Source organism: Flavobacterium sp. RSSB_23 (assembly GCF_051547145.1).
Taxonomy (GTDB): Bacteria; Bacteroidota; Bacteroidia; order Flavobacteriales; family Flavobacteriaceae; genus Flavobacterium.
Genome location: NZ_JBPTTO010000006.1, coordinates 154,364 through 170,571 on the forward strand (window position 1 = coordinate 154,364; position 16,208 = coordinate 170,571).

The following is a 16,208-nucleotide window of genomic DNA, read 5'->3' on the forward strand; positions in this document are numbered from 1 at the left end:
CTTATATTGAATTTTTACTTAGAATAGGTACAAATTAATTTCCGAAATTGTAACGTATGGTAAATCCAGAACGAATATTGGTCAGAGGAAAAGTTGTTGAAATTACAGCTTTAGAAAACGAATGGTCATAATAAAAAATTGCCGTTAAATTTTTACTAAAGGAGTAATCAGCGGCCAATCGTAATTGCCAAATATTCTGTCCAGCAGCCAATTGGTTGTTGTTATAATCCAAATAACGAACAATCGTTTGATTATTTCGATAGGACAAATCTGCCTTAACATTAATATCACTTTTGATGATTCCCGTAGGATTATCTGCCAAACGAGAAGAGAAAATCACATCTTTGAAACGATATCCCAGACCTACAATATACTCGATTCCTTTAACTTCGGTCAATAGATTGTTATCAAAACTCATGGATAAAGCACGGTCTTTTTTGATCTCAGTCAACACTTTAAATGAATTTTTTAACTCAAAATCCAATCGCACTAATGGACTAAATTGTTCCACCAAGTTCACATTGGATATGACTGTAGGATTATAAAAATTTCCGCTGGCATCTACCCCATTTGGACTTTTAGTATATTCAAAGTTAGAACGATAATCATTGATAGAATACGATGCACGGTAGTTGTGCAATAGCGAAACCCTTTTGAAATTATTCTTAAAAAAAGTATACCTCATAAATCCATTGTACTTGATAGACCAGTTGGGAATAGGGAAACTTCTAAAAATTCCAGTCGAAACATCATTAGCATTGCCCCCGGTATATGCTGCTAAAAAGGCCGGTAACAATACCGCTTGGCTATTTTTGCCATACCCAATTGGAAATCCATCAGCATCTATATTTCCAGGATTATTGAGGTCAATTCCTCGCTGCGTCGCTAATCGATTGGCTACAATAATTCGATTGGCTCTAAAATCATCAAAGGCAGCCGAGCCACTCTCGTCGCTTTTCGAAAATGCCGTTTTTACTAATACTGTAGAAATCGAAAACATCCCATAACTATAAGGAGACAAAGGCGTATAATTGCCAGAAACCACACTATACTGTTCGGATGAATTCTCAGAATAAGCACGATCTGCGGTTAAGTCTATTTTAAAATCAGGAAACAAATCAACATTGGCGGTAGCCTTTAGTATCTTGTTGGTTACTTGCGTGTAATTTTGGTTAAAATCTTGATAGGTGGTCAACCAGCCTCTTTTCGCCGACTCGTATCGAATATCGTCCTGACTTCCAAAAATGAAGCCAAATGAAGGTCGCGAAGAACCTAAGAAACCAACACTAGGCGTAAAACCAGGTAAAACGGTTCCGCTATTGTGCGTATAATTCACTTGAACATTTTTCACACTCGTCAATACCCCAATCAATCCGTCCATAAAGGGGCTTCTTTGTTGCAAAGGTTTAACGGCTGTGTTGACTACTTTTTCACCAGGTTTTGGAGCCACCGCTTTTGGCTTAGCAGCACCCGCAGCTGGTGTTTTTTTGGAAAGTCCAATGTATTTATAGAAAGTCTCCATAGCAAAGGAAGCGTTCAAAATTTTAGAGCTAGCATTTTGAATCGTGTTTCCTAAATTATAATCTACACCTCCTATAGTAACATTATCAAAAGCATTCGATGCACGTTGCCAACTGTAATCCCCTTGGTAAGTGAAATTTGCTTTTACAAAACCAAATACTGGAATTTTATTCAGCGGAATATCGTAATTCACAATAAGTTGCTGCATGTGCTGATTAGGGTCGCCAATATCAAAATAACTGTCCCAAATGGTAAAAGTATCAATAGGCGTGTTGTCAGCATTTAAATAACTTTTTACAATGTTATTGGAAGAAGCTGTATAATTTATTTTTAACGATTTGGTTAAGTTATAATTAAACCCATATTGATAATTAAACGCAAAATTTCTTCTGTACAAAGGATCCAGACCAATTCCAACTACATCTACTTGACGGAATTGCTGGCGATTGTATTGTCTAATCACACTACTATTGAAAGTGATATTCGTCGGTAAAAAATTAAAATTGAAATCTTGCAACCATTTCCAATACTCGCTTTTCTTTACAAATGTTTTTTTCTTGAATGGTTCGTATGGCTTGTTTTGAAAACTGTACGCATAATTTACGGTAGTATTACTCAACTGATCGACATAGCTCTCTATTTCATAATCATGACGTTCCACCTCGTTGTACGACTGAGAGAAAGTAAAGTTCTCAGGATCATACACATGTGGTTTTTGCTCAGGACTTCTTTCTTTTCTTACTCCAATAAAGTTAATACTAGTACGTTTAGTATAATCAATTGCACGAGTTTCTATATTATCTCTAGCATCTTTATCAGTGGTTTCTCTAAGTAATTGTTTGAGTTTTATATCTTGATTAAAAGGGTCATATTCTGGAGTAATTACTTCTTCACCAATACCATAATTAAACGGTAAATTAATCCCCCATTTTTTTGGTAATAGTTGTCCCAAATTCAAATTGGTCACTACACCATATTGCTGAATATCTTCACGGCTACGCTCATTTGGGCCTTGTTCTAAAGCACCAAAACCAATAGTTGTTTTTCTTCCCGTTAGTGAAAGTGTCGCAAAATCTGCCATATTGGTATCGATGTTTAACAACGCTGCCATACCTCCTTGGTTATCCATATCGGCCAAACGCAATTCATTGAACCAAACCTCTCCGAGAATTGGCTGTCGCAATTCATCACTTTTCACCCCAACCATCAGCGTTCTTACCAAACCAAAATTAGGATTTCCTTTGATTCCTATTCGCAATCTATTGGTTTTTCCAGACAACGAATTATCCAACTCGTCTTCAAATTTATAAAAAACACCGTCTGGAGGTAGAGTAGCAGGATCGATACCCATAGCGAGTATCTTTAATTTTGTTAATAAATCTAATTTCAAATCCATTTCATTGGCTTCAGGCCAAACGGCAGAAGCACTGACCTTACAATCCGGAGAAGGAATAGTAACCTGCAAAGGAATTTCTATTTGATAGAAATTCTCAGTAAAGTCATTTCCAAAACGAATAAAACCAACCATTTGATTGTCTCTCAAAACGACTTCATTTGGCAAAGATTCCGCATGTAAAAACATTTTCAGTTTATTGAACTGTCTCATGTCAATGCTTACGTTTTTGAACACGGCCCTGGAATCATTTGGCTCTAATCCAGTACCCGAAACTCGTAATGCCAATGATTGTTCATTTTGATTGATAACCGTATTATTATTATAAAGCTGTTCCCTTACTACACCTGGAGGGGTTACGTAATTAACAGGACAACGTTCGTTATTTTCCTGAATATTAACAGCTATCACATCCAAAGTTGTGTCATCATCAGCTACATTGGCATCATTAAAATCCAAAGAATTGGTATACCTTCTCCATTCCCCACGAACTAAATCTAAGGCTCCAAAACGAAGGGTAATAGGCGATTCAAAATTCGTCATGAACATCCTCATGAATCGGATAGAACGAAAATCGGATATTCCTCCAATTGTATTTTGTGGCTGAGAAACTGGAATTTTAAATTGAATCCAACGTGCTTCTGTAGAAGAACCATCAGGCAAAGTTTGCTGTGTGTTTCTAATATCGGTAATGAAATTTTCGCCCACATTCATATTAGGCTTCATATCAATACTGTATTCATAATACGCATTGATAGTATTCATTGTATTATCCCTATTAATATCTTCTACATCTGGAAAAGTAGTCGAGCCTCTATTGGCATCCGAAATATTAACCGCTGAGTTTTTATCTGTTCCGTTGTAATTTTTATAACGATCTAAAACACCTCCTGTCGTATTAGCGAAATAGGTATAATCGTCACCCGCGGGATCAGGTTCTGAAGCGTAGTTAGAATATACTGTTGCTTCTTGATCGTTTTTCATACCATCTAATCCAATGTCTTGATTGGTTCTGTTAGAGGCATTTCCGTCAAAGGCATAAATCAAAGATTGTGAGGCAGGAACATCTCCCCAAATAGGTCTTGGATTCACTAATATTTGATCTGGCCCCAAACCATTTTCGTATTGTTTTCTTCCATCCTTAAGAATATCTTCGGATATTTCGCCTAAGTTAAAATACAATTTACCCGTGTTGGCAGGTGGGATATTGCCTTTACCAACATACGGATCTAAAACCCAAAACTGAATATATTCAACATTTCCTTGTTCAAAATTGGTAGTATTGATAGCGCGCATGATTCCTCCAAAATTGTCTTTTGGTGCATTAGCAAAAGTGGTCGAATTATTGTACGGACCTCTATCTTGAGGATAATAACTCAAATCTAAAGTATTTACCACTTGTGTTTGACCCTGCGCAATATCGGTGTTGGGATATAATTCTTCGCTAAAAATTCTACGAGTAGTATTCAAAGAAATGTCATCGTTTGAAATACCCGTTGGTTTTTGAGTATAAAATAAGGGGTCGATTGTGTACCAAGCTAGTTTGGCTCTTTTGAATCCATAACTCAAATCGTTAGCGCTTTCGTTAAAATTGTATTGACTTTCGGCATCGTTTACTGGTGTTGAAGACAAACTCCAAGCAAAAGGGGAACGCAAATCAATAGTAGATTGAGAACCTTCGAAATCATCAACATAAATTGTTGACTCTCCATTAAAACGATCCGCTTTTGGCGTATCGGGTTTCAAAAAAGCAATTTCACCTCTAATTGAAAGATTAGACGGCACATCAGTATCTATATTGGGTAATTTATTGACCAAGCGCGTAAAAAACGGAACTTCTGTTGCAAAATTTCCATTAAAACCAAAAATCGTATTGTTAACCGATTCTTGACCATAATTGGATTTTTGGGTAAACGGTCTTTCCGTCATTTTTAAATAGGTACCACCTAAAACAAATTTATCGGATATTTTATGTTCAACATTTAAACCCATAAATCTTCTGGTTTGCTGACCAAAGATGGAATTGTTTTCCAAAGAAACTTCAATAGGCGTATTAGAAGCTTGAAGCGAAGGATCTAAAATTTGCACCCTACCCAATTGATAATTTACACTATAATCAACTCCTTCTACTAAACGTCTTCCCGCTGCAGTAACCACCACAGAACCTTGAGGAACATTGAGTGCTCCAATTGGAATTCCGTCGCCACTTGAGGATTTGTATTTTCCTCTAATCAAGTACTTGTTTTTATCGATGTCTTGTAAAGCTCCTGCTTGGGTATTGCGATACATGCTTCTAAAAACATACTTCTTTTGATTGGGATTATAAGTATCTACATCCTTATAATTTTCTGCAGAATTTGGTGTTTTTAATTTTGAAAATATAAGCTCTCCAAATGGCTCTTTCGTAGTAAACATGATTCTACCATTCTGAGCATCGATAGTTGTTCCCGGAAGAAAATCAAAGAAACCATCACCACCCGCTTGTGGATCGTTGTTAAAATTCAATCGGTCTAGATTAAAAACTTTTAGCAAAGGGGTTTCAGCAACTTTGTTTTCTGGAGTAGGATTCGAAGGAAAAGGTGTTCCCGGAACCTCTGTAATATAATTTATTGGCGAAGGATCAGCATACAAGATATTCATTCGGAAATCTTCTTGCTTTAATTGATAACCGCCTGGCACTTGATAGATATTTTTCATCATCAAGTTCCAAATTGGATCCTTCACATTGGTCAAGTTGCTTTTCAGCATTTTCAAAATCAAACTTTGCGTAATAATCGCCTGAGGTACGTTGTTATTTCCTCCAACCACATTGGTTGCATCTACACCATCATTACCAAATTCTCCAACCTGATAGACTTGATCTCCAATTGTATATTGGTAAGCTACTGCTAAAACCTCATCATTACTCAAACGCTGTTGTAACGAAATGAATCCTAATTTTGAATTAAAGGTGTACTCATTAGCTGTAAGTTTTCGCGCATTTTCTAACTTAGAATAATCTCTTCCTTCAACTACAGTAGTATTAAAACCAGAGTTTGATGTGGCAATCTCCCTAATATTTGAATTCAACAAACCTGTTCCGGCTGCTATTTGTCCAGGATCGTAATCATTATTGGTATTATCAGAAGGAGAGTTGGCTGGGTTATTAAAGATTCCTGTTGATGGGTTCAACACCACAACTTCGTTATCAGCCAATCCCGTTAACTGTGCTTCTCCTAAATCTTGTAGCGCAATAATGTTTCGTAAATTGTTCGAAGTAGCATTTACTCTATTTTGTTTATTGGTCACCCAAACCTCGATACGCGTAATCTGAACCCTACTATCAATAAAAGGGTAGCCTTCTAGGGCTTTATCATATCGGCTTCTAAAATATTGAGATAAGAAAAAGTGGCGGTCATTATCATAATCTAAAGCAAAAAGCTCATAATTCTGAACTGTTCCACCTCCTTCGGCAACTAAGCTTCTGGTTTGTGACTTTTGCTCAGAAAAAATTCCAGTAAAGGTCGTTTTTCCGAATTGTAATTGCGTTTTTACCCCAAACAAACTCTGAGCACCTCGAATCAAAGAGCTATTTAGCGGCATGCTTACGTTACCAACTTCTATTTTTTGAATAATATCATCTTCAGATGGTGTGTATTCTAACTTTATTAAATTTTGAAAGGCAAAAGTAGATTGTGTATCATAATTAGCATTAACGCTTAATCGGGTACCTACCTTTCCCATCAAACTCATACTAATTCTTTGGTCAAAATCAAAAGAAGTAACGGCTCTGTTTCTAGGAGAAAATGATGGATTGTCTTGTTTTGTATAGCGTACCCCTAAATCCATTTCTACAGAACCCGTTGGTTTAACGTCAATTGTATTACTCCCAAAAACGGACTCAAAGAAACTAGACTTTATATAATAGCGTGGTAACAAGTCTTTTTTCGCTTCTTCAGCTCCTTTCTTTTTTCCATCAATGGCGTCTGCTTTTTTCTTAAAATAATTGCGTCTTGATTCTTGGAGTACTAATTTTTCGTATTCTGCAGGGGTAAGTATTATGGGGAAATTGATGTTGATTCCGTCAATAGAACTTGTATACACATATCGATCAGTTACGGGATCATAAGTATAGGAAGATAAGATACTCTTAGGGTCTTTTATTTGAAGTTTCCCTACCGTATACCCTTTTTTTACCGTATCTTGAACCGTTGGATTTACTTGACCATACGATACAAAACTGGCACATACAACAAGTAAAAAAATACAAATTTTACGCATGCAATTGGACTCTCTTGGTTCTTTTACAAACTTTTTAAGGCTTTCTTAATAATGGTTTCTACTGTAGCATCAGGCTCTGCTAAAACAATCTTCTCGATTACTTTTTCGCAAGTCTTTCGAACAAAGCCTAAAACCTCTAGAGCAGATAACGCTTCATCTTTATTTGTATTGCTTTGCGATACTGAAAGTTCGTCTAAATCGTATAATTTAACAACTTTTTCTTTCAAATCGAGTATAACTCGTTGTGCCGTTTTGTTTCCAATACCTTTGATGGATTGTATAGTCGAAACATCCGCAGAAGCAATAGCATTTGTAATTTGTCTTGGGTCTAAAGAAGAAAGCATTGTTCTAGCAATACCAGCACCTATTCCTGAAACAGACAATAACAATCGAAAAATCTCTCTTTCTGATTTTTCTATAAAACCATACAAAGTATGTGCATCTTCTTTAATTTGAAGATGAGTATATACCTTAACAAAATCCGTGTTGGGCAATAATGAATAGGTATGTAATGATATATTAATATGGTACCCTACACCCGCACAATCTATAACGATGTGGGTAGGTGATTTTTCTACTAATTTTCCTTGTAAATGTGCAATCATTTAGTTGTATTATGACCCAAATATAACAAAAAAGTCCAGCATTTGACTGAAAATCATTTGCTAGACTTTTGTTGCTTTGTATTTTGCTTAAATATTCGCTTTTTTCTTTTGTTTTTCTTGAGCATCAATGATTGCTATGGCAGACATGTTAACCATTTCTTCCACACTAGCTCCTAATTGAAAAATATGAACTGGCTTGCCCATTCCCAACATAATTGGTCCTATAGACTCCACTTTATCCAACTCTTTCAACAATTTATAAGTGATATTGGCTGATTCTAAATTTGGGAAAACCAATGTATTCACTTTTTTATCAGCTAGTTTAGAAAAAGGAAATTTAGCTTTTAGCATTTCTGGATTCAAAGCAAAATCTGCTTGAATTTCTCCATCAATACATAAATCTGGATGATTTTCATGCAAATAGGCCACTGCCTCACGAACTTTTCCTGCACTTGGATTGGTTGAAGAACCAAAATTTGAATACGAAACCATTGCAATTACAGGCTCGACTCCAAACATTCTTGCTGTTTTGGCAGTCATTAACGCAATTTTGGCCAATTCATCTGCTGATGGATTTATATTGATAGCGGTATCTGAGAAAAACATTGGTCCTCGTTTTGTCATCATAATGTTAGCAGTAGCAACAATTGATGCTCCTGGTGCCTTATCAACCAATTGTAACATTGGTTTTACCACAGAAGGATAACTTCTCGAATGTCCGCTAACCAATGCATCTGCTTCTCCTACATTAACCATCATAGCTGCAAAATAATTACGCTCACGCATTAATTTTTGAGCATCCAAAAATGAAATTCCTCTTCTTTTTCTGGTTTCCCAATAAGCTGTTGCGAAACGGTCTCTTCTTCCTTCTTCTTCTTTTTCTTTTGGGTCAATAATTGTCACATCAGCATCAAAACCAATCTCAGCCTTTAATTCCAATATAATTTCTTTATTTCCTAACAAAATCGGGAAACCAATACCTTCGTCGTGAACAATTTGGGCTGCTTTTAGTACATCTAAATGGTCGGCTTCTGCAAAAACGATAGACTTAGGGTCTGATTTGGCTCTAGTTGTAATCATACGAACCAATTTGTTATCGTGTCCTAAACGCTCCAACAATTCATCTTTGTATTTTTCCCAATCGGTAATTGGGTTTTGTGCTACACCAGATTCCATAGCCGCTTTAGCAACAGCTGGAGCAACTACCGCAATCAATCTTGGGTCGAAAGGTTTTGGAATAATATACTCACGACCAAAAGTTAGTTTGGTAGCACCATAAGCCACATTTACTTGTTCTGGTACTGATTCTTTGGCCAAAGATGCCAACGCTCTAACGGCAGCCATTTTCATCGCTTCGTTGATTTTCGTGGCACGAACATCTAGAGCACCTCTAAAAATATAAGGGAATCCCAATACGTTATTTACTTGATTCGGATAATCCGAACGTCCCGTTGCCATAATGATATCTTTGCGAGTAGCAATGGCTAAATTGTATTCAATCTCAGGATTTGGATTGGCCATCGCGAAAACAATTGGGTTTTCGGACATGCTCAAAAGCATTTCGGGTGTCAAAACATCAGCTGTAGATAAACCTAAGAACAAATCACAACCTTTCATCGCTTCAGCAAGGCTTATAGGCTCGCAATCTCTTGCGTATTTTCGTTGCAATTCAGAGATAGAAGGATTGTCTTTTGTCAACAAGCCTTTACTATTAAACATGTATACATTTTCTGGTTTTATTCCTAAAAGCACATACAAATCAGCACAAGCAATTGCAGCAGAACCCGCTCCTGAAACCACCATTTTGATATCCTCAGCTTTTTTATCTGCTAATTCTAAAGCGTTAAGTAAAGCTGCTGAAGAAATAATCGCTGTTCCGTGTTGGTCATCGTGCATGACTGGAATATTCAACTCTTCAACCAATCGTCTTTCAATTTCAAAAGACTCGGGTGCCTTGATATCTTCAAGGTTAATTCCTCCAAAAGTAGGAGCAATATTTTTTACGGTCTCGATGAATTCGTCTACATTTTTGGTTCCAATTTCGATATCAAACACATCAATGTCTGAAAATATTTTGAACAAAAGTCCTTTTCCTTCCATTACTGGTTTTGAGGCTTCTGGTCCAATGTCTCCAAGTCCCAAAACTGCTGTTCCATTGGTAATTACCGCTACTAAATTTCCTTTTGCGGTGTATTTGTAAACGTTATCTACGTCTTTTGCAATTTCTAAACAAGGTTCAGCAACACCAGGTGAATAGGCTAATGACAAATCTCTTTGTGTAGCATATTTTTTTGTTGGAACTACTTGAATCTTTCCAGGAGTTGGCTTTGCGTGGTATAATAAAGCTTCCTTTCTTTTGTTGTTATTCTCCATTTTTTTAGATTTTATCTGGCTTACAAAGATAAAGTTCTAATTGTAAACTAGTCGTCAAAAATTTAATTTTTATTATAATCTTTGTTATAAAATAAAAAAAGCTGCAAAAGCAGCTTTGAAAAAGTCATAATTTATTTTTTATCCCTGTGTAATGTAAGAATTTAAATGTGCAATTGTTTCCTTTTGCATTTCAATAATCGCTTTTACAACATCACTAATCGAAATGATACCAATTACAACATCATTTTCAACTACTGGTAGGTGTCTTACGCGTTTGGTACTCATCAATTCCATACAGTACTCCAATTTATCCGAAGGACTAACGGTAAACACTTCGGTAACCATAATTTCGCTAACTAGTGCTTTTTTAGAAGATTTAGATTTTAAAACAATTTTTCTAGCATAATCTCTTTCTGATAAAATCCCTTTTAGAACACCTTCTTCAATAATAAGAATGGCGCCTATGTTTTTTTCGCTCATCACTGTTAACGCTTCGTAAACAGTGTTGGTGGAAAGTATGGAATAAACGTCCTTTCCCTTCGTGCTTAATATTTGATTAACAGTCATATAAATTGTATTTAAATAAATATAAAGTTAAAAAAATAAACATTCAAAAAACATAAAAGCTATTTTTTATTATTAGAAGTTATTTACACTTTTTTCATTTGCTAAAAAAATTTGCCATTTTACTCTAATTTTCGCTTAAAAACAAAAAGCTTACATCACTTCTAAAATAATTCGTCAGGATGAATTAGTTGATTCAGATGGTCTTTCCATTTTGGTTTGAGCAATGTTAAACCACATTGATAAGAAGCATTGACCCATCCAAAACCTTCTTTGGCGATGTAATCAAACTCGGTTCCAACGTTGCCATACTCTGCAAATACTTTATGAGAACTAATTTCTAAATCGAATTTTTCTGGAATGGTACCGTTGTACTCTACAGCATTGATGGTAATCAACCACAACCATCTGTACACCATTTCCTGTAATTTGGATTCGAAACCGTAGTTTTTTAGTCCTTCCCACAATAGCATTTGATGGGGTGCCCAACCAAAAGGATAATCCCATTGGCGCTGAGGAGCATCTGGGTTTACATTGGCTACGCTTTCAGCTGTACTTCCAGCGATACCGCCTGTCATTACAAACTTAGACAACGCTTTTTCTACCAATTTTACCGCCTGTTCCTGAGAACACAATCCCGCCCATAACGGGAAAAAAGTGGTTGCCGCTTCAAAAGGAAAGGACTTCTGATGCACAAAATCATAATCAAAATACATTCCTTCCGTTTCATTCCAACAGTACTTATCGATTAATGCCTTTCGTGTTTTGGCCTTATCGAGCCATTCTTGTGCTGCATACGTTTTATTTTGAGACACAAAAGTACAGTCAAAATAGGTCGCAATAAAATAGGCGATATCAGTTTCATATTTATACAAAAAGCTATTAATATCAACCGAATTCAAGTTGGCGCACGAATTAATTAATCGGTTGGTGGTGTCATGACCACTTTCTCGCATACTTCTATCATGCACAAAATACTCATCCAAATCAGCATCGACAATGCTTCGTTCTAAATATTTTTGCTCAAACTCTCTTAAAGGAAGTCCATATTTTTTAGCAAAAGGTTCTAAAACCTCATCAAAATGTCCTGGTTCTACTTCAAAAGGCATTCCGATTCCATCCGCTTTGTAACGGCTCAAGCCTGTTGGCGTTAAACGCTCGCCCATCACCATCCAAACCGAATGGTATTCTTCAATTACTGTTTCTAAATGACTTGCCAACCAAGCTACATCAGGTTTTTCATAATCTACTATGGCTCGAAGCAAGGAGGAATATAAAGGAGGTTGTGTTCTGGTCAAATAATAACTTCTGTTCGCATTTAAAATTTTACCGTAATGTTCTATTTGATACTTAAAATTGGTTGCAATGGCTTTGGCCAAATCCAATTTGTCGTCTTCTAGTAAGCCTAACCCAATAAAGTAGCTGTCCCAACCGTACATTTCGTTGAATCGTCCACCAGGAACTACAAAAGGAACGCCATTTATCTCTTCTTCATCTTGAGAGGTAGCCAAAGCCAAAAGGCCAGGTTTGGTATTTAGCGTCTCGACATAGTCTTGCGTATAATTTTCAGGTAAAATCGCCACTTTGAAATTGCCCCATTCTTTTTCTAATGCTAAAAAATAGGCAACTCCTTGTGTATCTTTTGCCGATACATAAAGAGTCGGAACCGCATTGGATGTTTTCTCATCTGCCAAAATTTGCTGCAAGCCTTTTCTATCGATACATCGCGTTAGTTCCTCCCAATAAGAGGTTTGGATTTTTCTTGAAATTCGGTTGACGGGTTGTTCCTGAATTAGGTCAAGATTGATTTCACCAAAAGTGTTACCCTGCCCTCTCAATTCTGCCAACTCTTGCAAAAGATTTGATAAATGATAGGTTCCTTCAATTACAAATTGCTCTTTCGTTTTGCTATCATTCAAAACAAATCGTTTCGGACCTCTATCGTCTTTGGTTATTTTTTTGTCTTTATCTGTATCTTCTTGCTGTAATAATTGCTCAAAAACAGCATCAATTTCTACTACTATTTTCATCGGTCGTCGTTAATTTTTTTAATATGAAAAAGGAAAACAAAAGCAACAACATCGGAATCAAGGTGTAAAAAAAAGCATTTTCGGGTCCTTCATTTTTAAACAAATACCCAATAATTCTAGACCCTAAAGTACCTCCCAAAGCCGAAAAAACAACAATCAAACCCGTCATTGAACTGTGTAGCCTTTTAGGAAGCGCACTCAACACAACCGAATTCAACAATGGATAAATGGGTGCTATGAATAAACCTACCAATGGAAAAGCAAATCCTATGAGTGGAATATCGGATAATGAAGTTATCGTTTTGACTTCGAGGCCGACCGCTTTGGGTAATACAAAAATCACAATCAACATCGCTATGATAATGCAAGCACTTAGAATCCAAATCCAATTGATTTTTTTGGTCAAAAAACCAGCTGCCAATCTTCCTACAGCTAAAGAAATAGCCAGAATACTTGCCATCATAATGCTGATATTTTCAGGCAAATGCAGCACTTTACTATTAAAAGTGGGTAACCAAGACATAATTCCTTGTTCAATCATTACAAATAGAAACGCACTAATAACAAAAACTATCGTTAGTAATTTGGCCATTAATTGAAACATTTGTTTAAAATCGTCGAGTAGATTGACTCCGGGAATCTCCACTTGACTTTCTGATTTTGCCAAAAACAAAAAAGCAAACGAAACTCCTGAAATCCCTGCCAACAACCAATACACGTTAAGCCAAGCATCGGGATTGGTTTCCGAATTAAACGCGGGAAATAAAAAATAAGCCAGCGCAATTCCTATCATAAAAACCCCTTCTATACTGCTCATTAAGCTGTTGTGTTCTTGCTGATTTTCGGTCACCGTTCCAATAAGAGAATAAACCGACACCTTAATTAAAGCAAAAGAAACACCAACCGTTGCAAAGAGTAATTTCGCCGTGGCAAAAGAGTTGCCAAAATACATCGTTATACAAGCCACATACACCAATCCTAGACCAATTAGCATCGCTCTTTTATACCCAATTCTTGGTAAAAAGGAAGCAATCAAGAAAGAGACAATGGCTATTGGTAAATCTTTGAACGCCTCTAATATACTCGCTTCTAATTCGTCTACACCATAGTTTCTTTGTGCTTTGAGGATTACGATTCCTACACTATTAAGCAAAATAGCAAATACAAAGTAATTAAGATACATTGCCCATTTGATGGTGTTTTTTTTCATAGTAGATTCGGTTATTTTAATTTTTCAAATAGCTTACAATGTCAACATCATTGGGCAGTCCTCCGAGGTGTTGTAACTTCAATACTGCAAGTTTTTGGGCGATTGCAAGCGTTTCTTCAAAGCTTTTTTGTTGCAGTTGTGCATATAAAAAACCCGTCCAAAAAGCATCTCCAGCTCCCGTAGCATCTTTTATTTCGGAGATAGGCAACGCGGCTTGGTGTATTTTTCCGTGTTCTTTATCCGATAAAATCACACCATCTTTCCCTTTCGTCAAACAAATAGTTGCAGCGCCTAATTCGTGAAAATAATCCAAAATGAAAGACTCCGATTTGGTTTCCCCAAAATAACGATAGCAATCATCTTCACTTAATTTTACTAAAGGATTCGTCGTTAGATACAAAGCAATTATTCTTTTTGCCTCCTCACGATTGGGCCAAATGCGTTCCGAGAAATTGATGTCAATACTCGTTTTAAAACCTAACTGAGCCGCAAGTTGCGCGCTTTCTATGATGGTGGTTTGTGCTGGATTTTTACTTAATCCAAAGCAAGTGGTGTGGAAAATTTTTGCTTGTTGTAAAAATGCAGTTGGAATTTGTTCGCGTTCAATTAAAAAATCAGCCGTGCGATACGGAATAAAATCTGGGGTTCCTGTTGATTTAGAAACCAAAATTATCGAGGTGGAAGTATCTTCTTTTTGGCTTAGTTGCGTTGTTATCACATTGGCTTTTTGCAAACTTTCTAGCATAAAATCCCCTAACCCATCAGCGCCACAACTAGCTACAAGTGCTGACCGTAATCCAAGTTTGGCAGCATTTATGGCGACATTTGTTGGTGAACCTCCCAAAAACCTTCCGTAAGAAGTTGTTTCCGCAATAGTAGCATTGGTTTGTTGTCCAATACAATCTATGAGAATCTCGCCAGCACATATAAGGTCTATCGTTTTTTCCAAAATTAGAGTAAGAGTTTAAAATTAGTATGTAAACTTTGATGCAAAAGAACCGCTCCCGAAGCACTCCAAGCGCAGAATGGCACTCCGTTTGGCGCTTTTGTGGCTGTGTTGAAGTTCTCGTAAAAACTAAAATCGGCCAGGGCGTTGGCATCATTTATGGCTTGCAAAAGTTGTGTGGCGTTTGCCTTTTCGTTTTTAGACAATAAGGCTAATCCAAAAAAACCATTGACCATTGGCCAACTACCGCCGTTATGAAATTCGTTTGGATAGTTTCGAAATTCGTATTTGCAATTGTTTTTGAGCAAATACCAATCGGGGTCGGTTTCGTGAATGGGTGGCCAAAAGGCTGGCAACAATCCCAAAGGGCATTCTTGTTGTAAGGTTGTAGCATAGTCCACAATTGTTTTTTGAAAATCGGCTGGACCAATGTCTAAAAGCAAGGCTAATGAATTGGCAAACCCATCAAACTGTGTTTTATAACCAGCTGGGGAAAAGCTACAAGGCAAGTAATTACTAATGTCACAAGCCTCGTAAGCTCTTTCGTGGTATTTTTCCCCACCGGACTCAGGACAAAAGTTCTGGATAATGCGTTCTTCTATTTGTTTTATTTTTTCATCGATTGATGCTTCTTCTGCGAAATAATTATAGCTTTTGAGTGCCCAAACTCGGAGTAATTGGTCGTACAATACATATCCATCTGTGATGTATTCGTCGGCCCAATTGCCGGACAAAGGCACATAAACCAATCCGCGATTATTGAATTCCCAAGCGTCTAAAAGTTTAAAGCATTTCTCTATTTTGGCTGCGTGTTTGGCTAAAAAGCATTCATCATTAGTAGCATAAGCATACTGACAAACTCCAATAATGAACCACGTGACAGCATCTACTCTTCCAGCTAATCCGCCGTAACTTACCTCAACCTTATCGTTAGCATACTGAACATTGGAAGGAATTGTACCAATGCTATGCTGAGAATTAGCCAATGTCTCCAAGGTTTTTTTGAAGGTTGCTATTAAGTTGGCATCACCTGAGGCTAAGGCTGCCAATCCGCAAATCACTCCATCTCGCGCCCAAACTCTTTTGTAATTAGAAATGTCTTGTGCGCTGGCCAAAAATCCTTGCTCTGAGGAACATCTTTGGAGTAATTCGATAGCTTTTGAATAAGAAATGTTGCTTGTCATTTGATATAAATTGCGTTGCTTTTTTTTTGCGTGAGGGATTGAAACTTGCTACCGAAGTAGCGTGTAAAGCCCGACCGCTTGTAGCAAAGGGGGCAACTAGCACGCTCCGATAAAAGCCCCCT

General features: G+C 36.9%; 8 protein-coding genes. All 8 read right to left on the minus strand.

Going from position 1 to position 16,208, the window contains the following annotated elements; all coding sequences use genetic code 11:
* Nucleotides 1-34 precede the first annotated feature (34 nt).
* The 8 genes from sprA to ACSVH9_RS11240 all read right to left on the minus strand — a co-directional run bounded on the left by sprA (nucleotide 35) and on the right by ACSVH9_RS11240 (nucleotide 16,086).
* A complete protein-coding gene (gene sprA, locus ACSVH9_RS11205; RefSeq protein ID WP_438063782.1) occupies nucleotides 35-7,174 on the minus strand; it encodes a cell surface protein SprA in 7,140 nt (2,379 codons plus the stop codon).
* A 23-nt stretch (nucleotides 7,175-7,197) separates the two neighbouring features.
* On the minus strand, nucleotides 7,198-7,779 hold the full coding sequence (gene ruvA / locus ACSVH9_RS11210) for a Holliday junction branch migration protein RuvA (protein WP_438063783.1): 582 nt from the start codon (nucleotides 7,777-7,779) through the stop codon (nucleotides 7,198-7,200).
* A gap of 87 nt (nucleotides 7,780-7,866) precedes the next feature.
* Nucleotides 7,867-10,152 carry an NADP-dependent malic enzyme gene (locus ACSVH9_RS11215; protein ID WP_438063784.1) on the minus strand — a complete coding sequence of 762 codons (2,286 nt, stop codon included), beginning with the start codon at nucleotides 10,150-10,152 and terminating at the stop codon, nucleotides 7,867-7,869.
* Nucleotides 10,153-10,290: 138 nt separating this feature from the next.
* A complete protein-coding gene (locus tag ACSVH9_RS11220) occupies nucleotides 10,291-10,719 on the minus strand; it encodes a CBS domain-containing protein (protein ID WP_315173586.1) in 429 nt (142 codons plus the stop codon).
* Nucleotides 10,720-10,880: 161 nt separating this feature from the next.
* The gene (locus ACSVH9_RS11225) at nucleotides 10,881-12,746 is read right to left on the minus strand and encodes a trehalase family glycosidase (RefSeq protein ID WP_438063785.1); all 1,866 of its coding nucleotides are present in this window, start codon (nucleotides 12,744-12,746) and stop codon (nucleotides 10,881-10,883) included.
* On the minus strand, nucleotides 12,724-13,956 hold the full coding sequence (locus ACSVH9_RS11230) for an MFS transporter (protein WP_438063786.1): 1,233 nt from the start codon (nucleotides 13,954-13,956) through the stop codon (nucleotides 12,724-12,726). Before ACSVH9_RS11230 ends, ACSVH9_RS11225 begins: the two co-directional genes overlap by 23 nt.
* A gap of 16 nt (nucleotides 13,957-13,972) precedes the next feature.
* Nucleotides 13,973-14,905: a carbohydrate kinase family protein gene (locus tag ACSVH9_RS11235; RefSeq protein ID WP_438063787.1), complete on the minus strand. Its 933-nt coding sequence runs from the start codon at nucleotides 14,903-14,905 to the stop codon at nucleotides 13,973-13,975.
* A gap of 2 nt (nucleotides 14,906-14,907) precedes the next feature.
* Complete coding sequence (locus tag ACSVH9_RS11240) at nucleotides 14,908-16,086, minus strand: fructofuranosidase/invertase (protein WP_438063788.1); 1,179 nt, start codon at nucleotides 16,084-16,086, stop codon at nucleotides 14,908-14,910.
* Between the last annotated feature and the right edge of the window lie 122 nt (nucleotides 16,087-16,208).

Bases quoted from the DNA above. Each gene is read 5' to 3' on its own strand.
- ACSVH9_RS11240 (WP_438063788.1), bottom strand. From the start codon at position 16,086: ATGACAAGCAACATTTCTTATTCAAAAGCTATCGAATTACTCCAAAGA.
- ACSVH9_RS11215 (WP_438063784.1), bottom strand. From the start codon at position 10,152: ATGGAGAATAACAACAAAAGAAAGGAAGCTTTATTATACCACGCAAAG.
- ruvA (WP_438063783.1), bottom strand. From the start codon at position 7,779: ATGATTGCACATTTACAAGGAAAATTAGTAGAAAAATCACCTACCCAC.
- ACSVH9_RS11225 (WP_438063785.1), bottom strand. From the start codon at position 12,746: ATGAAAATAGTAGTAGAAATTGATGCTGTTTTTGAGCAATTATTACAG.
- ACSVH9_RS11230 (WP_438063786.1), bottom strand. From the start codon at position 13,956: ATGAAAAAAAACACCATCAAATGGGCAATGTATCTTAATTACTTTGTA.
- sprA (WP_438063782.1), bottom strand. From the start codon at position 7,174: ATGCGTAAAATTTGTATTTTTTTACTTGTTGTATGTGCCAGTTTTGTA.
- ACSVH9_RS11220 (WP_315173586.1), bottom strand. From the start codon at position 10,719: ATGACTGTTAATCAAATATTAAGCACGAAGGGAAAGGACGTTTATTCC.